15 protein-coding genes and 2 pseudogenes are annotated in these 21,169 nt (G+C 70.9%); 8 read left to right on the top strand and 9 right to left on the bottom strand.

The features are described 5' to 3' along the window. Positions 1-59: 59 nt before the first annotated feature. Positions 60-635 (bottom strand): annotated as a pseudogene (locus I2501_RS13400) (transposase); the annotation flags it as partial. Positions 636-668: 33 nt separating this feature from the next. Beyond that, complete coding sequence (locus tag I2501_RS13395) at positions 669-1,292, bottom strand: hypothetical protein (RefSeq protein WP_196194203.1); 624 nt, start codon at positions 1,290-1,292, stop codon at positions 669-671. 183 nt (positions 1,293-1,475) lie between these two features. Between I2501_RS13395 and I2501_RS13390 the strand changes: the two are divergent. After that, positions 1,476-2,240, top strand: a pseudogene (locus I2501_RS13390) (transposase family protein). Between the two features lie 212 nt (positions 2,241-2,452). Here the strand turns inward: I2501_RS13390 and I2501_RS40240 are convergent. Next, the gene (locus tag I2501_RS40240; RefSeq protein ID WP_196194202.1) at positions 2,453-6,673 is read right to left on the bottom strand and encodes an outer membrane protein assembly factor BamB family protein; all 4,221 of its coding nucleotides are present in this window, start codon (positions 6,671-6,673) and stop codon (positions 2,453-2,455) included. A 230-nt stretch (positions 6,674-6,903) separates the two neighbouring features. Here I2501_RS40240 and I2501_RS13380 point away from each other — a divergent pair, with 230 nt between their 5' ends. After that, entirely contained in the window at positions 6,904-7,881 is a 978-nt protein-coding gene (locus tag I2501_RS13380; protein WP_196194201.1) for a helix-turn-helix domain-containing protein, read from the top strand. A 184-nt stretch (positions 7,882-8,065) separates the two neighbouring features. Next, positions 8,066-8,587 carry a hypothetical protein gene (locus I2501_RS13375; protein ID WP_196194200.1) on the top strand — a complete coding sequence of 174 codons (522 nt, stop codon included), beginning with the start codon at positions 8,066-8,068 and terminating at the stop codon, positions 8,585-8,587. A gap of 69 nt (positions 8,588-8,656) precedes the next feature. Here the strand turns inward: I2501_RS13375 and I2501_RS13370 are convergent, their stop codons facing one another. The 3 genes from I2501_RS13370 to murG form a co-directional block, all read right to left on the bottom strand. Then, positions 8,657-9,550, bottom strand: a complete 894-nt coding sequence (locus tag I2501_RS13370; protein WP_196194199.1) for a GNAT family N-acetyltransferase — start codon at positions 9,548-9,550, stop codon at positions 8,657-8,659. Between the two features lie 115 nt (positions 9,551-9,665). Next, positions 9,666-10,715, bottom strand: a complete 1,050-nt coding sequence (locus I2501_RS13365) for a GDP-mannose 4,6-dehydratase (RefSeq protein ID WP_196194198.1) — start codon at positions 10,713-10,715, stop codon at positions 9,666-9,668. Next, entirely contained in the window at positions 10,712-11,893 is a 1,182-nt protein-coding gene (gene murG, locus I2501_RS13360) for an undecaprenyldiphospho-muramoylpentapeptide beta-N-acetylglucosaminyltransferase (RefSeq protein WP_196194197.1), read from the bottom strand. Before murG ends, I2501_RS13365 begins: the two co-directional genes overlap by 4 nt. A 90-nt stretch (positions 11,894-11,983) precedes the next feature. On the opposite strand from murG, the gene I2501_RS13355 reads away from it, so the two are divergent. Together I2501_RS13355 and I2501_RS13350 are read left to right on the top strand one after the other, a co-directional pair. After that, the gene (locus I2501_RS13355) at positions 11,984-12,706 is read left to right on the top strand and encodes a response regulator transcription factor (protein WP_236046365.1); all 723 of its coding nucleotides are present in this window, start codon (positions 11,984-11,986) and stop codon (positions 12,704-12,706) included. Positions 12,707-12,771: 65 nt separating this feature from the next. After that, a complete protein-coding gene (locus I2501_RS13350; protein WP_196194617.1) occupies positions 12,772-14,154 on the top strand; it encodes a HAMP domain-containing sensor histidine kinase in 1,383 nt (460 codons plus the stop codon). Between the two features lie 112 nt (positions 14,155-14,266). Here the strand turns inward: I2501_RS13350 and I2501_RS40235 are convergent, their stop codons facing one another. Further along, positions 14,267-15,910, bottom strand: coding sequence for a S53 family peptidase (locus I2501_RS40235; protein WP_196194196.1), 1,644 nt, complete (start codon positions 15,908-15,910; stop codon positions 14,267-14,269). A gap of 488 nt (positions 15,911-16,398) precedes the next feature. Here I2501_RS40235 and I2501_RS13340 point away from each other — a divergent pair, with 488 nt between their 5' ends. Together I2501_RS13340 and I2501_RS13335 are read left to right on the top strand one after the other, a co-directional pair. Further along, positions 16,399-16,824 carry a DUF485 domain-containing protein gene (locus I2501_RS13340; RefSeq protein WP_196194195.1) on the top strand — a complete coding sequence of 142 codons (426 nt, stop codon included), beginning with the start codon at positions 16,399-16,401 and terminating at the stop codon, positions 16,822-16,824. Then, positions 16,821-18,473, top strand: a complete 1,653-nt coding sequence (locus tag I2501_RS13335; protein WP_196194194.1) for a sodium/solute symporter — start codon at positions 16,821-16,823, stop codon at positions 18,471-18,473. Before I2501_RS13340 ends, I2501_RS13335 begins: the two co-directional genes overlap by 4 nt. 72 nt (positions 18,474-18,545) lie before the next feature. On the opposite strand, the gene I2501_RS13330 is transcribed toward I2501_RS13335, so the two are convergent. Beyond that, the gene (locus tag I2501_RS13330; RefSeq protein ID WP_196194193.1) at positions 18,546-19,238 is read right to left on the bottom strand and encodes a TetR/AcrR family transcriptional regulator; all 693 of its coding nucleotides are present in this window, start codon (positions 19,236-19,238) and stop codon (positions 18,546-18,548) included. Between the two features lie 267 nt (positions 19,239-19,505). On the opposite strand from I2501_RS13330, the gene I2501_RS13325 reads away from it, so the two are divergent. Continuing rightward, positions 19,506-20,546: an NAD(P)-dependent alcohol dehydrogenase gene (locus I2501_RS13325; RefSeq protein WP_196194192.1), complete on the top strand. Its 1,041-nt coding sequence runs from the start codon at positions 19,506-19,508 to the stop codon at positions 20,544-20,546. 46 nt (positions 20,547-20,592) lie between these two features. On the opposite strand, the gene thpR is transcribed toward I2501_RS13325, so the two are convergent. Then, positions 20,593-21,150 carry an RNA 2',3'-cyclic phosphodiesterase gene (thpR, locus tag I2501_RS13320; RefSeq protein WP_328806352.1) on the bottom strand — a complete coding sequence of 186 codons (558 nt, stop codon included), beginning with the start codon at positions 21,148-21,150 and terminating at the stop codon, positions 20,593-20,595. Positions 21,151-21,169 lie beyond the last annotated feature (19 nt).

Genomic DNA, 21,169 nt, shown 5'->3' with positions numbered 1-21,169 from the left:
CCCGTAATCGATCTTGGCGCGTGGTTGGGTGCGGTCTGACGGCAGACGGGCTCGTCTGCTCAGCCGGCCTGGATGAGGTTGTGCAGGCGGGCGACGCCGAGCATGGCGGGGTGGACGCCGTCGCCCTTGAGAAGGCAGTCGCGAAGTATCTTCCACGTCTTCATCCGGGCGAAGACGTGCTCTACTCGGGCTCGGACCTGTTTGTGGGAGCGGTTGTGTTCGCGCTCCCAGTCGCAGAGTTCGCCGCCTGTCGGCCGGCGGTGCGGGATGATCAGTCCGGTGCCCGGGTAGCCGCCGTCGGCGATCGTGGTGGCCTTTCCGACGGCGGCCTTCGCGCCCGACTCGGCCCAGGCCTTGCAGTCGTTGCGGTTGCCTGGCAGTGGGCGCCCGACCACGACGACGAGCTGAGAGTCCGCGTCGATGACGACCTGGTGGTTGGTGGAGTACCGATAATTCTTGGACTGTTCGGCGACGCTGTGGTCCCGTGTCGGCACCAGCGTGCCGTCGACGATGAGCACGGCGTCCCTGCGGAACCGCTGCCGCTGTTTGAGTGCGAGAAGCTGCCCGGTGTGATCGACGATCCGGTCAGCAGCGGACTTCGAGATCCCGAACAAGGGGGCGAGTTGCCTCAGTGAGGCTTTTCCAGTCTCGGCCCGAGGTGGCTGCAGCTACGGGCAGATGACAGTGCCGCTGTCCATGTCGAGGAGCACGCGGTCCAGGTGTCCGGGCTTGGGGGTGACCGTCCAGCGCTGGTAGTAGTGCCCGTTCTCTTGCACGCCGGCGTTGTCGAGGTGGAGGGCATGGACGACCGAGGTCGTGCAGTGTTGCTCGATCCATGGCTTGGGGGCGATGTCATGGTTCAGGTCTGTGATGCCCACCTCGGCGGGATCCCCGACGCTGTCGTGTATCAGCCGGGGCACCCCGAGTCCCACTCCGACCGCCGCCAGGGCAACGAGAAGACCGCGGACCAGTCGCGCGGGCCAGGTTGTCGCCGCGTCGAAAAGCGACGACTTCTTCGGATTGAAGAGTGGGTTGACGCTGCCAGGGTCTACTTCGGCGAGCCGTCGACGCGCCCGCAGCCTCCACATTGCGCTCACGACCAAGCCCATGGGAAGAAGCACGAGGCTGACGACGGTGGCGGCGATCCAGCGTCGGCGATTCAGTCCTGCCGCGGACCAAGCATGCCGCCCCGCCGAGAGGACGTCGGCGAGCGTCAGGATGTTGGCCAGCAAGAGCACCGGCGTAGCAGGGATGAGGAAGACCACTGCGAGAGCGGTCAGATGATCGGTCAAGGCATTCCAGTCGTTGAAGGCGTCGCGGGATCATGCCCACCTGGAGCGCGCTTCCTCAAGACCTTCTGCGTGTCGAGTTGATCACCAGCCCTGCCGCCGGTTCCGCCGCTGGTCGCAGCCCTCGCAGTCGGGCGCTGTGCATGGCCGGGCGCGGAAGTTCGATCGACCTCAAGGACGGTCACCGTGCTTGTCTGCCCGTCCGCGATAGACCTGTCCAGTTCGACCCTGCGCATGCTCACACGCCACCTGGCCGAACGGCAGCGCCGTCTGAATACACGCTGGCGTCGGCTGACACCGGGTCGGCAAGCCCTGCTCGCCCTCGCTCATCTGCGCTGCGGCGACACCTACCAGCGCCCTTGCCGCGGCATTTGAGGTCGGCGTTGCCACCGCCTACCGATACGTGCCGCGAGGCCGTCGATGTCCTCGCCGCCCTGGCCCCGACTCTGAACCAGGCTGTCCAGGCCGCCAGCGAGAAAGCGTTCGTCATCCTGGACGGCACCCTGCTGCCCATCGACCGCGTTGCCGCCGACCGCCCTACTACTCGGGCAAGCACAAGAGGCACGGCATGAACGTGCAGGTCATCACCGATCCGCTCGGCAGGCTGCTGTGGGCCTCGCCCGCCCTACCCGGCGCCGTCCACGACATCAAGGCAGCCCGCACCCACGGCATCATCGACGCCCTCACCAGGGCCCGCATCCGCTGCTGGGCCGACAAGGGCTACCAGGGCGCTCGCGGCACCGTCCGCGTCCCCTTCCGCGGTCGCTGGGACAAGCTCTCCGCCGGCCAGAAGGCCGTCAACCTCTCCCACGCGAAGATCCGCCGGTCGGAGAGCAGGCCATGGCCACCCTCAAGGGCTGGCGACTCCTGCGCAAGCTCCGCTGCAGCCCGAGCCGCATCACCGACATCGTCAAAGCTGTCCTTGCTCTGCACCTCAACGCGTCAGCATGAGGTTGGAAAAGGCTCATTGCCTGGCGATGGCATTCTGGCCGAATTCCTGGCCTCAAGGCGTGGTGCGGGTCGTCAAAGCGCCTGGTCCGAGCATCAATCGCGCCAGCCTCCGCCGCAAGGTACGTCGCTGCTGGAACCACGGCCGTAGGGCCCGACGCTTCCCCTGCGTCGGGCCCTACGGTGTTCTGGTGGTCAGCGTGTCTGACCGGATCTCACTTCATGGCCGCCAACGCGGCGTCAACCCCGGCGGTCGGGGAACCGAGGCCGGTGACGGTGTCGTAGCCGGGCCCTGCGGTGCACTCCGCTCCGCAGAGGCCGTTCGAGCCCGACGTGATGTCGCGGAGGTATCCGCTCCCGAGGGCGTAGACGTCCGCGTGTGCGGTGTCGCCGTCCGGGCCGGCCGAGGCCAGGTGCGGCTTGCCGGCCGCCGCGCGGAGCTGGTCGGTGTCGGTGATGATCGCTCCCCAGATCGGCGCGGCCAGACTGGTCCCGCCGACCTCCATCCACAGCGAGCGGTTGGTGCCGCCGAGTTGGAGCGTGAGGTAGACCGGGACGCCGGTGTTGGGGTCGGCGACCATGCTGACGTCCGGGGTCGCCCGGTAGGGCGATGGCTGGACGCCGTTCTGGTAGGCCGGGCGGGGCTCGAAGAAGCTCAGGCCGCCGCCGGTGGAGCGCCAGGCGGTCTCGCCCAAGGTGTTGCCGTTGGCGTCCAACTGGAGGCTGGTGCCGCCGATGGCCAGGACGTACGGGTTGGTGGCGGAGTAGCCGGACGGGTAGCCGTTGTCGCCGGTGGACTGGACGCAGACCGAGTCGGCGAGCTTGCAGTGGCCGTCGTAGAAGCTCTCCTCGGAGAACTCCGAGGAGCCCCAGCTGTTGCTGACCGCCGCCGGGTGCAGGGCTGCGGCGGCGTCGTCGGCGCGCTCCAGCGCGGCCATTGACGGGTCGTTTGCCTCTACCAGGACGATGGTGGCGTGCGGGGCGACCGAGTGCGCCCACTCGATGTCGAGGGCTTCCTCCTCGTTCCAGCCGGTGTTGCCGGCAGGCCGGCTGCCGTCGGCGTAGCTGACCCGGAAGTTGAAGCAGTCGGTGCCGGAGCTGGCGCTGTCGCAGGTCTGTGGCAGGTTGAAGTGCGCGGAGAAGTGGTTGAGATCCGCCTCGGCGGTCGGGTAGTCGTAAGCGTCGACGATGGCGATCGTCTGGCCGGTGCCGTCGCCCTTGAGGCCCAGGCGGGTTTGGATCTGCTGCGGGGTGTAGCCGCGGGTGATCTCAGTCGCGTTGTCGGCGGGGGAGGAGAGCGGCGTGGCTGTTGGGGTGGAGGACTTGATCTCGATCGGCAGCGCAGCCGTGCCGACCGGCATGCCCTGGTTCGCCAGCGGAGTGGCGCTGGTCTGGCCGGTCACGCCGGAGGTGGACGCCTGGGTGGGGGCGGGGAAGAGCAGCTTCTGCTGTGCCTGCGTGGTCAGTGAGGATGAGCCGGCGGTTCCCGACGCCGCTGCCGTGGTGCTCGGCGGGAGCGGGATGCCGGACGGCATGTTGTCGGTGAACTTGAAGGTGGTGACGCCGTGCGGGTAGTAGTCGGGCTCGAAGGTGTCGCCGCCGATTGCCTGGAGCGAGATGTCCAGGGCTCGCCAGTCGATGGACAGGCCGAGGACGTCGCTGCCGTTGCCGTCGTTCAGGTCGGCCGGCTGCACCTGGCTGGCTGCCAGGGCGAAGGCGGTCGCGCTCTCCCGGAGGGAGTCCTGGCCTTGCGGGAAGGGGGTGTTGTAGGAGAAGAGGCTGGTGTACGCGCCGATGAAGGCGGTCGCGCCGGACGGCGTGGTGGCGAAGGTCCCGGAGTGGAAGCCGAGGAAGGTCGGCACGTCGTAGGGTGCGCTGCCGTCCGCCGGATAGTCCGTCATGTCGAAGGTGCGCATCTCGGCCAGGCCGTCCGCCTTCGAGGCTGCGAAGGCGAGGAAGGTGTTCGATCCCACGGTCTCGTTGGTGCGGATCACCGCTCCGGTGCGGGAGTCGAGGATCTGGACGAGGTGGGCGCTGTTGCTGAAGGTGCCGTTGAACGCGAAGGCCACGCCGTGGCCGTGGCCGCCGGGGACGTTCGGGTCGGCCAGCGCCGGGTTGGTCGGCACGATGGCTGCCGCGCCCGGGTCGTTCGTGGTCTCGGTCCAGACCGGCGTGCCGGTGGCTTCGTCCAGGCTGACCGCGGTCGGGGCCGGGTCGCTGGCGGCGGTGTACAGGGCGGACGACATGGTGCCGCCGTACTCCAGCAGCAGGTGACCACTGTCGTCGGTGGTGACGCTGGAGAAGACGAGACTCTTGCCCGCGGTGCCGGCAGGCTGGAAGGTCCACAGCACGCTGCCGTCGGGCCGGTAGGCGGTCAGGCTGCTGCCGGGGACGACGATCTCGGTGCCGCCGTGGCTGTCACCGGTCACGGTGAGCGAGGCCACGAACCCGCCGGTGCGGACGGTGTGCAGGACTGCTCCCGTCCGGGCGTCCAGCACCGAGAAGCCGTGGTCGGTGCCGACGACGACCTGTCGGCCGCCCGGCAGAGCCTTGACGGCGTGCACCGAGGCGTCGACGGTGGCGTGCCACAGCACCGCCGGCGTCGGGCTCTTGAGCGTGCGCGCGTCGAGGCCGAAGACGCCGCGGCTCTGGCCGCCGGTGATCAGCTCCTGCCGGTCGCCGGTGCCGACGGTCGCGGCGGCGTGGGGGTCGCCGGCCAGTGGCATCGCGTCCGAGCGCCCGCTGTGCGGATCGACCGTGTACGCGGTGTCGTCGTAGCCGACGGTCAGCAGGCCGTTCTGGTACGGCGTCAGGGTGTCGCCGGAGAGTGCGCCCTGGTTCTGCCAGTCGACGTGGCCGTCGCGCGGGTCGAACCCGATCAGCTGGGTGTGCTCGGGGCCGTCCGGCAGGCTCGCGCTCGGGTTGTTCGGGTCGGAGACGGAGGCGACGACCTCACCGCGGCCGTCGGTCGGGTAGGCCAGCGCCATGGTGGGCGCGTTGGGGCCGCTGACCGTCGAGGCGGTGGTGTACGACCACAGGGTGTTCCCCCGCGCGTCCCAGCCGGAGACCGTGCTCTGGCCGTCGCTCAGGTCCGCGTTGATGCCCAGTTCGGCGACGGCGTAGGTGGCCTGGCCGCTGTGTGCGTGCGGGTTGACCGCGAACGCCTCCGGGACCGTGCCGTCGCGCTCGGCGATCACGCTGCGGGCTCCGGTGCGCGGGTCGAAGGCGGTCAGCTCCCAGCGCACGGCGTCGAAGGGGTCGTTCTGCTCGACGACCAGGACCCGGTCACTGGTCGGGTCCTGGGCGACCATGCGCGGGTAGCCGGGGGTCTTGGCGTGCATGGCGACGGAACCGTCGCCGGTGTCGATGAGCAGCACGTTGCCGTCGGCGGGACGCGGGTTGCCGAGTCCGAGCGGAGTGTCGGACCAGGTCGCGGCGATCTCGCCGTGACCTGCCGGCTCGACGTCGCCCCAGTTGGCCCAGGGAGCCTGGGTGGAGTAGGTCCAGTCGGTGGTGGCGGCGAGGGTGCCGCCGCGCTGCGGGCTGAAGCTGTAGGCCGTCAGGTTGCTGCGGCTGTCGCCCTGTTCGGCGACCGGGTCGACGTTCCACTGCGGGCCGGTCGACTCGGCGACGATCAGCTTGCCGTCCTGGACCAGCATGGTGCCGACATAGCCGGGAACGAGCTTGCTCCACAAGGTCTTTCCGGTGCGACCGTCCAGGACGGTCAGGAAGGTGCCGTAGTTGAGCTGCGAGCCGGGCGAGGTGAACGGCCGCGCTGGCTGGTCGCCCACCGCGGAGGCCACCGCCACGTCGTCGACACCGTCGTGACTGAAGTCGCCGGTGGCGTAGGGGTGTTGGCCGGTGGTGGACATCTCGTAGGGGTTGTAGCCGACGTAGAGGTTGGGCGTGTACGGGTACGGCTGGTACCAGTTCTCCGCCGTGACCTGCCAGTCCTTCATCAGCGAGGTGGCGGGCCGGTTCCAGATCTGGTCGCCGTGGGAGTTGTAGCGGCCCACCGTGCCGCCCGAGAAGACGTCGACCCAGTCGTGGGTGCCCGGGAGGGTGGTCGTCTCGGCGAAGCCGCGTGCGGTTTCCCACTGCCCGGTCTGCTGGAAGCCGGGACCGGTGCCGGACGTGCCTGACGCGCCTGCGGTGTCGGCGGTGTGGGTGCCGAGCAGCGGCTTGGTGCCCGGGGTGGCGCTGGGCAGCGCGGGGGCGGCGGAGCTGCTGCCTTCCTCGGCGGCGACCTGCCCGGCGGTGCCGTCGGTCCGGTTCTCGTAGCGCTGACTCAGTTTGGTCAGCGCCGCGGCGTTCAGGCGGATGTCCTTCCCGCTCGGCTGGCTGCCGGCGTGGGCCAGCGGTGTGCTGAGCAAGGCGGCGGCCACTGCCAGCACGGTGGCGACCGTGCCGGAGCGTATGCCCCGTCCAGATGTCATGGGTGCCCGTCACTTCGTCTCAGGAGGCACAGCCTCACGGGGATAGGAACAGCGGATGCGCGAGGTGGACGCGGAGTCTCGTCGTGCAAAGTTGTTGCACTCTCCCAGCAAAATGCCGGGGTGCGGGAGGTCTGGTGGCGGCCGGAACCGGTCAGTCGCCGGTTTCGGCCGTAGGATCACGGCACCCGGTCCGCGAGGGCGGACGCATCGTCAAAGGGGCGGGAACAGTGATGCTTGGTTCGGTGGGCCTGGACGAGCAGGTGGAGGAGGTCTACCGGCATCTGGTGGCGCGCTCGCCGGCCGGTGTCGCGGAGTTGGCCGAGTTGCTCGGTGTCGGTGAGCAGCGGGTCCGCCGTGCGCTCGACTCGCTCCTCGCTCTCGACCTCGCCTACGTCGAGACCGGTCGCCCCGGTCGCTACCACGCGGTCGACCCGCGCGTGGGCCTGACGACGCTGATCCACGCCAAGCGGCTGGAGCTGGAGCGGACCGCGGCGGCCGTGGAGACCTACGCCGCCGAGTACCACGAGCGCATGCTGCGCAGCGACCCGCTGCGCCTGGTCGAGGTCGTCGAGGGACCGGCGGCGATCACGGCCAGCCTGGCCGAGCTGCTCGCAGGGGCGAAGGAGGAGGTCCTCGCCTTCGACACCCCGCCCTACGTCACCCCGGACGCCACCGCCTCGCGCGTCGAGCGAGAGCTGCTGGCCCGTGGAGTCCGGGTGCGTGCGGTGTACGCCAGCGAGGTCCTCGCGATCCCCGAACGCGCGGCGCTGCTGCGCGAGCTGGTCGTCGCCGGTGAACTCTCCCGTGTGGTGCCGCGCGTACCCCTGAAGATGGTCGTCATCGACCGGCGCGACGCCGTCATCCCCCTCAGCACCAGCAGCGCGGGAACGCGCAGCATCGCGGCGCTGGTGCATCGCTCTCGGTTGTGCGACGCCCTCGTCGAACTCTTCGAGGCGAGCTGGCAGCAGGCCACGCCGGTCTTCTCCGCCGACGCGCGGGAGACGACCGAGGCGCACCCCGACCTCACCGACGCCGAGCGCTCGCTGCTGCACCTGCTGCACGCGGGCCTCAAGGACGACGCGATCGGCCGTCAGCTGGGCATCAGCGAGCGCACGTTGCGTCGCCGGATCACGGATCTGCTGACCCGGCTCGGAGCCACCAGCCGCTTTCAGGCCGGCGCCCAGGCCATCCGTCGAGGATGGCTGTAGGGAACCCGGCCTGGGCAGGCAAGCGGTCGGGGTTGCCCCCGGCCCATCAGCCTCTTGGTGACCGCGAATCCGGGCGCGGCGCATGCCGCGTGGTGCTGCCGTATGATCACGGCTTTCGCCGGGGAGCGGGGGTGGGGCGCTGGTGACGAGAAGACGCAGGTATCTGGCGGCTGTCACAGTGGCCGTGGCCGCTGTCATTGTGGGGCTGGGTGTGTGGTGGTTGCTGAAATCCCTCGCGGATTCCTGGGCGCCGCCGGATGATCACGTCGCTGCTTCTGATCGCAGAGTCTGCCCGCAGACATCCATGAACAACGACCCGCTCGCGGACGCGACGAGTCACTTCGAGCTGGTGCTGCCTCGCGGAGCGACGGGCGTCGTGTTCACCGCAACCGTGGGTGGCTTGCAGGGGGATTCAGACCTGAGTCTGCGTTTCACGACGACCGCAGCCGGCCTGGCCTCCTTCCTCACGGCGAGCCGGATTTCTCCCCCGACGCCCACGACCCGAGTGACCGACGGAGATTGGACGATCTTCCCGTCCAGTTCGAAGCCCACGGGCCCCTGCGGGCTGACCCCACCCGTCGGTCCGCACATGGTTTACAGCCAGGACCAACCGGACGGCCCGATGGGGAGCAGCCCCCGATCGGTGGCTGTGGACATGACCGATCCCGCGCACCCCGTGGTCTGGGTGGATGCACTCGACATCTGAGGTCCCGTTCCAGGCAGCGACCCCGCCGGCGCCGCAGCGTTCGCCGCGGTCTCGCTGTGGCTCCCCTGGTCAGGCCCTCGCAGTGTGGACGAAGCCGAGCGTGTCGAGGCCTTCGGCCTGACAGAGCGTGTCCGATGCGCTGCCGAGTTCGGTGAGCAACAGCTGATACTCGGCTCCGCTGGACTGGCCCCAGTGCATCGCCGCGCGCCACAGGCGTCGGCCGTACCCGTTGCCGCGCTGCTCGGGTAGCACGCCGAAATACTGCGGGAGCAGACGGACGTGCCCGGCAGGGTCCTTCATCGTCTCCATCGGGCCGATCGCCCCGACGACCCTGTCGCCGGACACGATCGTGAGGATGGGCCCGGTCAGGGCATCGGCCTGGAACTGGCGCCACAGGAAGGCGAAGCCGTCCGCGGCCATGTGCTCGGCGAACACGGCGAAGCGTGCCCGGACCTGCTCAGGCAGGCGCCGCAGATCCTCGACACCGTCGACTGGCTCGTTCTCGCCGGGACGGAAGGTCTTGAGCTGCACGCGGGTCACGGCGACGCCGGACAGCTGCTCCGGCTCCTGCTCCTGCTCCGGCCGTTCGGGCTGGAACCAGATCGCGCGCGCCCGATCGACGTCCTCCCGCGCGGCCAACTTCCGTGCGAGCTCCAGCAATTCCCCGACGGGAGCGGGGTCGGCGCCGAAGTGGTGGACCGTCACCACCCCGCGCCCCCAGGTGCTGATCGTCGGGATCACGGTCCGCTCCGGGTCCTGCTCGACGTCGTGCGGCATGACGCTCTCGTCCTTGAGCGCCGACCAGCGCTGGTCCGTGTCGTGCGGCAGGAACCGCCCGGTTCCGGCGACCGCCAGCACGTCGGCGAGCAGGTCGGGGCCGAGTGCGTCCGGGTGGATCGGGCCGAGGGTCGGGACGTACGGCACGCGCATCACGGGGCGCAGCAAGTCCCACGAGAGGTCCATGAGCGCACCCTACTCGCGCCGCCCACGCGGAACGAGCCCCCGACGCGGTGAAGCGTCAGGGGCTCCTCGGGGTGGGACTGAGCGTCAGCCTCCCCGTCCACCGCAGGGGGCAGCGTTAGACCGCGTAGCGACGCGGGTCGAACAGGTGCAGATGGTCGGCGACCCAGGCGGAGGTCTGGGACAGGCCCTCGGCGAGGGTCACCTCCGGCCGCCAGCCGGACCAGTCCTGCGCGCGGGAGTTGTCCGACAGCAGCCGGTGGACCTCGCTTCCGGCCGGGCGGAGCCTTGCCGGGTCGACGGTGATCTCGACGTCCGTGCGGCCCGAGGCCTCGATCAGGGAACGGGCGAGGTCGCCGATGGAGATCTCCTGGCCGGTTCCCAGGTTGACGACCTCGCCGACGGCGCGGTCGCAGTCCGCGAGCGCCAGGAAGCCGGCCGCCGTATCCGCGACGTAGGTGAAGTCGCGGGTCGGAGTCAGTGAGCCCATCCTCAGTTCCTTGGCTCCCGCGTGGAGTTGGGCCAGGATCGAGGGGATCACCGCTCGGGCGGACTGGCGTGGACCGTAGGTGTTGAAAGGCCGCACCACGGTCACCGGAAGCTCGAAGGCGTGGTGGAAGCTCAGCGCCGTCATGTCCGCTGCGATCTTGGACGCCGAGTACGGTGACTGCGGCTGGAGCGGGTGGTCCTCGCGGATCGGAGCGGTCAGCGCGGTGCCGTAGACCTCACTGGTGGAGGTGTGCAGCAGGCGCCGCACGCCGTGCCGACGGCAGGCCTCCAGCACGTGTTCGGTGCCGACGACGTTGGTCTGCACGTAGGCGCCCGGCGAGTCGTAGCTGTACGGGATGCCGATCAGCGCGGCGAGGTGGAAGACGGTGTCGCACCCGGCGACCGCGTCGCTGACCCGGCCCGCATCGCGCACGTCGCCCGCCAGCATCTCGACGCGGTCGTGGTCGAGATACCCGGCCAGGTGGCCGCGATCGGCGTAGGGCTTGTAGTGGACGAACGCCCGCACCCGGGCACCGCGGGCGACGAGCAGGTCGACCAGGGTCGAACCGATGAAGCCCTCCGCTCCCGTCACCAGCACGGTCCGCCCGGCCCACCGGCCGCTCCCGGTCGTGGTGGTCGTCGTGTCGCTGATCTTCTCCGACAGGTTCGTGATGCTCATGCTGGGCGCTCCAGGAGATAGGGGTAGGGGTACGGGGCCGAACCGGGGACGCGGCCGGCCAGGCGCTGGACCTGTGCGGCGAGCAGGTCGGCGGCCTGGGCATGGGTGCCGGGGTCAGCGGCGCCGCTCATCGCGGCGAGGCGGGTGGGGTCGGCGAGCAGCGGGTCGAGAAGCCCCGCCAGGGCCTCGGCGGTCGTGTCGGCGTCGCGCAGGATGTGGGCCGCGCCCACGTCGGCGAGCACCTTGGCGTTGTGGAACTGGTGATCCCCGGGTGCGTGCGGGTAAGGGACGAGGATCGCGGGGACACCGGTCGTGGCCAGCTCGGCGACCGTCGCCGACCCGGCGCGGCAGACCACGATGTCCGCCGCCGCGTAGGCGAGGTCCATCCGGTCCAGGTAGGGAACCGCCTGCGCGACGGCCGCGCCGCCGTTGTCCATCAGCGCCGCGCGGGCGTGGTCCACCTGCTGCGGACCCGTCTTGACGAGCAGTCGGATGTCGAGGCGGTGTCGCCAGCGCCGCGCCAGGTCCAGTGCGGCCTCGGTCAGTCGCTGCGCCCCCAGGCTTCCGCCGTTGAACAGGACCAGGCGCGCACCCGCCGGGACGCCCAGCTGGCGGCGCGCCGACGCGCGCAACGCCTGCCGGTCCAAGCGGGCCAACGGCCCCGACAGCGGCATGCCGACCGTGACCGCCCGCTCGCGACTCGCGCCGGGCAGATGGGCCCGGCTCTGCTCGAAGGCGAGCGCGACGTGCGGTGTCAGCCGTGCTGCGAAGGCGTTCGCCCGTCCCGGCACCGCGTTCGACTCGTGGATCAGGCTGGGCAGCCCGGCCAACCGCGCGGCCAGGACCGCCGGAGCGGACGCGTATCCGCCCATCCCGACCACGACCTGGGCGCCCTGACGCTCGATCACCCGTTGCGCCTGGCGCGCCGCACGCAACAGGTCGGCCGGCAGCAGGTAGCGGCGGGCGCCGAGCGAGCGGTCGAAGGGGATCATGTCCACGGTGTGCAGCTGGTAGCCGGCCTGCGGGATCAGCCGCGTCTCCAGGCCACGCTCGGTCCCCACGAAGGAGACCACCGCTGTGGGGTCCGCTCTCCGGAGCGCCTCCGCGAGCGCGAGCCCGGGATAGATGTGTCCGCCGGTTCCTCCGGCGCCGATCACCACCGATAGGGGAGTGTGCATGCCTCCACCGTGGTGACCTGGGCTAAGAGGGTTCTAAGAGCTCTGGCAGCCGCCCGTTCTACAGTGGTTTGCCCGATCCGCTTTGCCATGATGGTCGGCGCGGACCAGCACCGGATGCGGAAGGAGAACCAGCAGGTGACACGGATCCTGGTGGTCGACGACGACCCCGAGGTTCGCGACGCGGTCGCGGACGTCCTCGCCGTCGAGGGGTACGAGGTGCTCCAGGCGGCAGACGGGCACGACGCACTCGGCAAGATCGCCACCGAGGAGCCCGCCGCGGTCGTCCTCGACCTGATGATGCCCGTCCTGGACGGCCTGGCGGTCTGCCGCCGACTGCGCGCGCTCGGCGACCGGACGCCTGTGCTCGTCCTCACCGCACGCGACAGCGTCAGCGACCGCGTCGACGGGCTGGACGCCGGCGCGGACGACTACCTGGTCAAGCCCTTCGCCCTCGACGAGCTGACGGCCCGCGTCCGCGCCCTGCTGCGTCGCACCGCGCCCGAGCTGCCGGACGAGGAACTGCGCTACGCCGACCTGACGCTCGACCCGGCCACCCGCACCGGACGGCGCGGCGCGCGGCTGCTGGAGTTCAGCCGGACCGAGGCGGCGCTGTTGGAGCTTCTGCTGCGCCACCCTGAGCAGGCGCTCACCCGGGAGACCCTGCTGGAGCGCGTCTGGGGTCGCGATTTTGGTCCGGACTCCAACTCCCTGGCCGTCTACGTCGGTTACCTGCGCCGCAAGCTGGAGGCCGACGGCGAGCCGCGACTGGTGCAGACCGTGCACGGGATCGGCTACCGGCTGGCCGCACCGTGAGCCTGCGTTCCGCACGGCCGGCGCGCGGCACCGCCCTGTGGCCGCCGAGGCTGCCCGCCCTCACCTTGCGGGCCCGGCTCGCCTGCACCGCCGCCCTCGCCGTCGCCGCTGTCGCACTCGCTCTGAGCTGGGCCGCCTTCGTCCTGATCCGCTACGAGCTCACCCACCAACTCGACCTGGACCTCACCCAGGCCGCCACCGTCGCCGTGCAGCAGCACGGCGACGACCCGCCCGGCGTCCTGGCGGGGCAGTGCCGCTACCTGGCCGCTCCCGCCTGCACCCAGGTGGTCCCGGCCGATCCCGCCCGCGACCCCCGCGCACCCGCCGACGCGTACGTACTTCCCGTCGGTCCGGCCGTCCGCGAGGTCGCGGCCGGGACACGCGCGCCGTACTACACCGCGACCACCGTCGACGGGCAGCCCGCCCGGATGCTCGTCACCCGGTTCCGTTCCGGGGTAGCCCTCCAAGCCGCGCTGCGTTCCGACGGGGTGCAGCGGGCGGTGAGTCAGTCAGCCGCGATCTTGGCCGCGACCGGTGCCGCCGGTGTCCTGGTCGCCGGACTGCTCGGCTGGTGGGTCTCCCGTACCGGCCTGCGCCCGGTCACCCGCCTGACGGCCACGGTCGAACGCATCACCCGCACCCGCGATCCGCACCACCGCATCGCCTCCCACGCCACGTCCCGGCACCGCCCGGACGAGATCACCCGTCTCGGCGACAGTTTCAACACCATGCTCGACGCCCTCGAACAGTCGGTCACCGCGCAGCGCAGACTCGTCGCCGACGCCTCCCACGAACTGCGCACCCCGCTCACCGCGCTGCGCACCAACGTCGAACTCCTGGCCCGCGCCGACCGGCTGACCGACGCACAGCGCGACCGCGCGTCCGGTGCGCTCGGTCGTCAGCTGCGTGAACTCACCGGCATGGTCAACGATCTCGTCGAACTCGCCCGCGACGAGGAGCCGCAGGCGCTGTTGGAACACGTCCGGGTGTTCCCGCTGATCGAGCACGCTGTCGCCGCAGCCCGCGAGCACTGGCCCGGGCAGGAGTTCTCCCTGACCCGCGGTCCGGGGGTCACCGACGCACTCGTCTCGGGCGTGCCCGCCCGCCTGTCCCGCCTGCTGGCGAACCTTCTCGACAACGCGGCCAAGTTCGGCGCCGGACGCGGGCCGGTCGAGGTCCACGTGGCGCGCGGCCCAGCCGGTGACACGCTGGAGCTCTCCGTCCGCGACCACGGGCCTGGCATCTCCGACGACGACCTGCCCTACCTCTTCGACCGCTTCTACCGCGCGGGCGCCGCCCGCTCCCTCCCCGGTTCCGGCCTCGGCCTCGCCATGGCCCGCCAGATCGCCCGCGCCCACGGCGCGGACCTGACGGCCGAGTCCCTGCATGGGGCGGACGGCGGCGGCGCCTGCTTCCGGCTGACCGGCCTGGTCGTCCTGGCCGCGTGATGCTGCACCGGGCAGCCTCCCGAATGGAGGCTGCCCGGCTGCGTGGATCCCGGGCTGTCATGGGCCGCTATGGGACGCCATGGGCTGTCGGGGGAGTGATGTTGACGGTGTGTCAGCCGAGCTCGGCGCTGAGGAACCCGGCGCCGTTGTAGGAACCCCAGCCGGTGACCTGGTCGTAGCCGGCGTGGGCGCTGTAGGCGCCGTTGCTGCCGGTGGTGATGTCGTGGAAGGCGGAGCTGTAGTGCGTGGACTGGGCCAGGGAGTAGATGGTGGGGTTGGCGAAGCCGAAGGCGGGCTTGCCCTTGGCCTTCGCCTCGTTGTCGTAGATGGCGGTGAAGGCAGCCCAGTTGGGGGCTGCCGCGCTGGTGCCGCCGACCTCGCCCCAGCTTCCCTGGCTGTACACGGCCCAGCCGCTGTTCGGGTCGGCGTCGGCGGCGACGTCCGGGACCGTGCGGTGGCTGCCGCTGTTGACGGGCGTCTGGTAGGCGGGGGTGGCGAACTCGGAGGAGACGCCTCCGCCGCTGCCCGACCACGCGGTCTCCGCGGACCAGGCGCCGCCGGAGGTGAGCGCGAGGGTGGTGCCGCCGGTTCCGGTGACGGACGGGTCGCTGGCGGGGAAGTCGACGGAGGTGCCGCCGTTCCCGGCGTCGTCGGAGCCGTTGTCACCGGAGGCCGCGTAGACGGACTGGCCCTGGGCGGCCGCCTCCTGGAGGTCGGCATGGACGGCGGTGAGGTTGCTGGGCGTCTCGTCGGCCTCGTCGATACCCCAACTGGTGGAGATGATCGGGACGTCGTCACTGACGAGCTGTGCGTAGACCGCCACCTCGCCGGCGTCGCTGTTGGGAGCCTCGTAGACCTTGATCGTGCTGCCCGGCGCGATGGCCTGGACGACCTCGATGTCGAGTTCGTCCTCGACCTCGCCGGACAGGTCGGTGGTGCCGCCGCTGACGTTGACGACGGTCGGTGTGGTCGGCTTGAGCGCGAAGTTGCTGTCGTACTTGGTGATGTCGGTCTGCTTGAACGCGGAGAACTCCAGCAGCGCCACGGTCGAGCCGGTGCCGTTGTAGCCTGCGCCGACGGTGGAGGTGAGGTTGTAGGCGCTGCGGGCCTTGGTCGGGGTGAGACCGGTGACCGCGTGGGACTGCGCCCGGGGCATGGACGCCGGTGCGGCGTAGGAGTCGAACCTTGCGTAGTCGTTCAGGCCGGAGACGTCCAAGACCGCGGAGGCGATCGCGGCAGGGAGCTGCGGCGCGGCGGTGTTGGCGAAGAAGTCACGTCCCGTGCGGGCCTCGTGGAAGGTGGCCAGCCGGGTGCCGAAGGCCTTCTCGATCTGCGCGGCGGTCCCGGTCGCCGACAGGGTGAGGTGGTTGGCGGTGGGCGCGGAGACCTTCAGGCCCTGCGCGGTGAGGTAGGCGGTGACCTTCGCGATGGTCGGGGCGGTGGCTCCGAACCTGGCGGCGAACTGGTGAACCGTCAGGTAGTGCTTGTACTGGGCGGACTTGGGGTCGGCCACCTGGTTCAGGAAGGCGGCGAGTCCTGCCCGGTCCCGCAGCGCGAGGCTGACCTGGACGGATATTCGGCGGTTGGCCGCGATCGCGCCGGTGCGCACGGAGTGGCTGAGAGCCGGCAACACGTCACCGCGCACCGCGGCGGTGCTGGTGGGCGTGTTCGCGGCGATGGCGGGCGTGGCGGCGAGAGCGAGGATCGGGAGCGGTGCGGCGAGCAGACCGACCAGGGTCCTGAGGCGAAGCGTCACGGCTGTGTCCTCCTGGGACGTAAGTGGAGCGTGGCCACCGTGAGCTGACGATCGGTCAGCGCGACGATGTGGTGACCAGGCTAGGAGTCGACATTTGCCGTGATGTGGCGTGTCCATGTCTCCTCATCACGCTTGCGTGAAGCATCCCGGCCGGAGGCCCGGGCTGCCGTCCTGCGAGCGTGCGCGTTCGACGCGGCCGGGGGCCTGGTGACCCAGGCCGATCCCGAGCGCCGTCCGCGCCCTTGCCCGCGCTCTCCCCGCGCTCTCCCGCGCCCTCCCGCGCCTTCGGCGAGAAGCGCGGCGCCGAGCAGGCCGCCGACCGACCAGTATGTGAAACGACATCTCTTCATTAGACGTATGTCTAGTCAGTGACCTCATGGCTGGCTACGCTGACGCCACTCCATCGCCGCTGTCCGGAGGCCGCGCACGCGGCGCGCGGTCCCCCCTCGCTTTTCCCTCTCGCACCGAGGAGCGCTTCGATGCATCCCATGTCCCGCTCAGGGCAGCCGCCAGCCGGATTCGGTGGCGCGTCGCAGCCGCCGCGGCACGTCCGGCCACAGTCGCCGGAGCCGGTCAGGGTCGACGGACTGCGGCACAGTCTCCGCCGGATCGACCGGCGGCTGGTGAGCGTGAACGGCGCCTGTTTTGTCTCGCTCGTGCTGCTGGCCGGAGCCGCGCCCGGAGTGCTGGCGAGGGAGGTGATCGGACGGATCAACCTGGGTCTGCTGCTCTGCGGAGCACTCGGGGTCCTGGCCGTGTGCACGACCTTCGCCTACGACCGCCGCCTCGCCCGGGAACTCGACCCGGAAGCCGACCGGATCAAGGCGCGCCAAGAGCAGCAGGAGGCCGCCGCGACTGCCGCGACCGCTGGTGCACGGAACCGGAACCCGACGCATCGACGGGCCGAGTGGTGAGCCCGACCCTGCTGGCCGCCGCGCCTTCCGCCCCGGTGCCAGGCGCCGGCCAGGGCACGCACACTCCGGTGCTCATCGCGTTCCTCGCCTTCGTCGGGTTGGCGCTGCTGCTCTGCGTCCTGGTCGGGCCGGACCGGGACGAGATCGGGGAGTTCTACACCGGAAACCGCAACCTGACGCCGTTTCAGAACGGCCTCGCACTCTCCGGGGACTACACCTCCGCTGCGACCATGCTCGGCACCACCGGCGTCATCGCGCTGTCCGGCTACGACGGCATCCTGCTCGACGTCAGCACCGCGCTCGCGCTCGGCACGCTGCTGGTCCTCGCTCGTCCACTGCGGAACGCCGGCCGGTACACGCTGGGGGACATCTTCGCGTTGCGCGCCCCCGGCAGCGCGCCGAGGATCGCGGCGACCGTGGCCACGCTCGCCGTGTCACTGCCGTTCCTGGTCGTCCAGCTGAGCGGCGCAGGCGCCGCCACCGCCATGCTGCTCGGCATGAACAGCGCCGGAGCGCAGCAGACCTGCATCGTGCTGATCGGCGCCCTGATGATCGCCTATACGGTCGCCGGCGGCATGAAAGGCACCAGCCTGATGCAGATCGCCAAGGTGCTCCTGGTCACCGTCACCCTGGCCGGGGCGACGGTCTGCCTCCTCGCCCACTTCCACTGGAGCCCCGACGCCCTTCTCTCCGCCGCCGCCCAGGGCAGCGGCCACCCCGCCACCTACCTGCGCTCCACCTCACAGCTCGGCGTCACCGCGAGCAACCCGGTGAACATCGCTGGGCTGCACATCACCGTCGTGTTGGGTGCGGCCTGCATGCCCCACATGATCATGCGGATCAGCGCCATGTCCGACGGTGCCACAGCGCGCCGCGCCACCCGGTACGCGTTCGGCGTGGTGAGCGTCTACAGCCTCGCCCTGGCCGTCCTCGGCATCGGCGCCGCCGCGGTGGTGGGCAGCGCCATGATCTCCGCCGTCAACCCCAACGGCCAAGCGGCACTGCTGCTTCTGGCCGGAAACCTGGCGGGCGGTCCCTCCACCACGGCGGGCGTCACCTTGTTGACGGCGGTCGCCTGCACCGTCTTCGTCACCGTGCTCGCCGTGGTCGCCGGCATCACCCTCACGGCCGCCGCCAGCCTCGCGCACGACGTCCACGCCTACGCCGTCCGCCGCGGACACCTGAGCCAGGCCAAGGAGGTCCGCACGGTCCGGTGGTCGGCGGTGCTGTTCGGCGCTGTGGGCATCCTGCTCTCGATCGCCGCCCAGGGCTACAACGTGCAGTTCCTCTCCATGCTGGCCGTGACGGTTGCCGCGTCCGCGGTGCTGCCCGCCCTCGTCCACAGCCTCTTCTGGCGGGGATACAACCGCACCGGCCTGCTCTGGTCCGTCTACGGCGGCGCCGCGCTGGCCATCGGCCTGCAGGCGATCTCGCCCACCGTCTCCGGGGGACCCGGCACGCTCTTCCCCGCCCTCGACTTCGCCTGGTTCCCGCTGCAGAGCGTCGGCATCGTCTCGATCCCGGCGTCGTTCCTGCTCGGCTGGGCGGGGAGCCGCCACGGCCGCGCTGGCGGCGGCACCGGAGGCGCGTCGGGTGTGGACCAGGACGCGGTGGAGCTGCGCCTGCTCACCGGGGTCGGCGCGGACTGACGCGGCGGGCCTGGGTGGCGGTCAGGTCCCCGGGGGCAGGTCCCCGGGCGGCGGTTCGGCCCCGGGTGGTGGTCAGGTCCTGGGCGCGCGTTCCTCGCCGCCCAGGACCGCCCACCACGCCTCCGTCATCTCGTCCAGCAGCAGTGCGCGGTCAGGCTGCCATGCGCCCTGCACCACCGTGTCCATGGCCACTTGGTGGAACTGCCGCAGCAGCAGCTGCAGGCGCACCCGCGCCCGCGCCGGGTCCCCCCAGCGTTCGAGGTACTCCGGCAGCGCCTCGACCAGCCGCTCCACCGCCGCCGAACGGCGCTCGGCGACCGTACCCTCGACCGCCATCGCCTCGTTGAGCGCCGCCAGCAGTCGAGCCTGCGACTCGTACCAGTCCAAGGACTCCTCCAGCCAGCGGCGCAGCCCGGCTCGCGTCCGGGCCGCCTCGGGCAGGCTGGCATAGGCACCCCGGTCCGAGGGGGTCACCCGGTCCAGCAGCGCTGCGGCCGCTTCCCCCTTGGAGCGGAAGTGCACGTAGAACGTGGCCCGGCTCGCCCCGGCGCGCCGCACGATCTCCTCGACCGTGGCGGCCGCGTAGTCCGTCTCCTCCAGCACTTCACGCACCGCGTCGAGCAGCCGCTTCCGGGTCAGCTCCCGGTACTCGCTGCGCAACGAGCCGCCCCGCGGCGACGCGGGCTCCGCCGGGGACGGAGCCGGGGACGAAGCCGAGGACGAGGACGAGGACGAGGCGGGGGAGGGAGAGGGTGAACCAGACACGCCCTCACCCTATCCACCTCCCCGGCTTCGGAAGGTCCACGGGAGCTGCGGTCTGCGGCACCGGATCCACGTCCCGTCCTGACAGCCTGCCCGCCAGGAGAGGGATGTACCGGCACGTACATCCGTGGTGCCTCGCTCGTCGCCGGGAAGCGCGGTTATCTGGATGCCAGAGCCGTGATCCCCCAACGGAAGGGACTCCCGTCGGGTGGCACCACTGCACCCGCCGCCAACTCAACCCGGCCCCACTCCCGTCAAAGGACAGCAGCCATGCGCGTGAAAGCCTACGCAGCCCCAGCCGCCGGCCTGCCGCTGGCCCCGACCACCGTCGAACGCCGTCCCGTCGGGCCGAACGACGTCCTGATCGCCATTCAGTACGTCGGCATCTGCCACTCCGACATCCACACCGTCCGGGGCGAGTGGGGTCCCCAGCCTTTCCCCGTCGTCCCCGGCCACGAGATCATCGGCACCGTCACCGAGGTCGGTACCGACGTCACCCGGCACCGGATCGGCGACCGCGTCGGGGTCGGCTGCCTGGTCAACTCCTGCGGCCGGTGCGCCCCCTGCCTCGGCGGCGACGAGCAGTACTGCACGGAAGGCCCGGTCTTCACCTACGCCTTCACCGACCACGACGGCACCACCACCCAGGGCGGGTACTCCACCCACATCGTCGTTGACGCCGACTTCGTGCTGTCCGTCCCCGACAGCCTCGATTCGGCCGCCGCCGCTCCGCTGCTGTGCGCGGGCATCACCACCTACGCCCCGCTGCGACACTGGAGCGCGGGCCCCGGTAAGCAGGTTGCGGTCGTCGGACTCGGTGGCCTGGGCCACATGGCCGTCAAGATCGCTCACGCGTTGGGCGCCGAGGTCACCGTGTTGTCCCAGTCGCTCAAGAAGCAGGAGGACGGCCGCCGCCTCGGTGCCGACCACTACCACGCGACCTCCGACCCGGCCACGTTCACCGAGCTCGCCAGGCGGTTCGACCTGATCGTCAACACCGTCAGCGCCGACCTCGACGTCAACGCGTACCTCGGACTGCTCACCGTGGACGGCGTCCTCGTCAACGTCGGCGCCGGCCCCGCACCGATGGTCGTCAACGGCTTCCTGCTCAGCAGCGCTCGTCGGACCCTGACCGGTTCGATGATCGGCGGCATCGCCCTGACCCAGGAGATGCTCGACTTCTGTGCCGAACACGGCATCGGCGCAGACATCGAGGTGATCTCCGCCGACCAGGTCAACGAGGCCTACGAGCGAGTCCTGGCCTCCGACGTCCGCTACCGCTTCGTCATCGACACCGCCACCATCGGCTGACCCACGCCGAGACGAACGGAGGGCAGGCCCGGCGCCGCCCCAGCCGTCAGGATCCGCCGGCGAGCCGCCAGGACTCGATGTCGCGGTAGCGGATCACCCCTGGGCCGCGGCCGATGTTGCTGCCCACCAGGTGGAGACGCTCGGCCTGCCAGGTGCGGCCGGCGAAATCGGTGAGGCTCGCGGCCGCCGACAGGATGTCGGCCTGCTGACCGCGCCGTCCCCGGGCCAACGTCAGGTGGGGGCGCAGCGGGCGCTCCTGGAAGGCGATGCCGCAGGCCCGCACCGAGTTCCGGACGTCCTCGGCAAGGACGTGCAGTCCGTCGAGCTCCCCCTCGATCCCGGTCCACAGCAGCCGCTCGTCGAAGTGGCCGCCGCCATCCAGGCCCAAGCCCAGGGAAGGACGACCCGCAGCCAGACGGGCGAGGGCCGGCCGGAGGAGCGGGATGAGCGTGACCGGGAGCTCGCCGAGGAACGCCAGAGTGATGTGCCAGTCCTCGATCCGATTCCACCGCAGGTGGGCGTATTTCTCGTAGGCGAACTGCAGGGCGCCCGCCAACTCATCCTTGGCGTCGTCGGGCGGGGCCAGCGCAACGAACAGACGCACGGTCGGAGGCTGCTGAGGA

It is taken from the genome of Streptacidiphilus fuscans (assembly GCF_015690355.1).
GTDB lineage: Bacteria > Actinomycetota > Actinomycetes > Streptomycetales > Streptomycetaceae > Streptacidiphilus > Streptacidiphilus fuscans.
The sequence above is the reverse complement of the archived record's forward strand: the minus strand, read 5'-3'. Positions and strand labels throughout refer to the sequence as shown.

What these genes read in the sequence shown, in the direction of transcription:
- I2501_RS40240 (WP_196194202.1), bottom strand. Translation starts at nt 6,673, where the DNA reads ATGACATCTGGACGGGGCATACGCTCCGGCACGGTCGCCACCGTGCTG.
- I2501_RS13380 (WP_196194201.1), top strand. Translation starts at nt 6,904, where the DNA reads ATGCTTGGTTCGGTGGGCCTGGACGAGCAGGTGGAGGAGGTCTACCGG.
- I2501_RS13370 (WP_196194199.1), bottom strand. Translation starts at nt 9,550, where the DNA reads ATGGACCTCTCGTGGGACTTGCTGCGCCCCGTGATGCGCGTGCCGTAC.
- I2501_RS13365 (WP_196194198.1), bottom strand. Translation starts at nt 10,715, where the DNA reads ATGAGCATCACGAACCTGTCGGAGAAGATCAGCGACACGACGACCACC.
- murG (WP_196194197.1), bottom strand. Translation starts at nt 11,893, where the DNA reads ATGCACACTCCCCTATCGGTGGTGATCGGCGCCGGAGGAACCGGCGGA.
- I2501_RS13355 (WP_236046365.1), top strand. Translation starts at nt 11,984, where the DNA reads ATGGTCGGCGCGGACCAGCACCGGATGCGGAAGGAGAACCAGCAGGTG.
- I2501_RS13340 (WP_196194195.1), top strand. Translation starts at nt 16,399, where the DNA reads ATGTCCCGCTCAGGGCAGCCGCCAGCCGGATTCGGTGGCGCGTCGCAG.
- I2501_RS13325 (WP_196194192.1), top strand. Translation starts at nt 19,506, where the DNA reads ATGCGCGTGAAAGCCTACGCAGCCCCAGCCGCCGGCCTGCCGCTGGCC.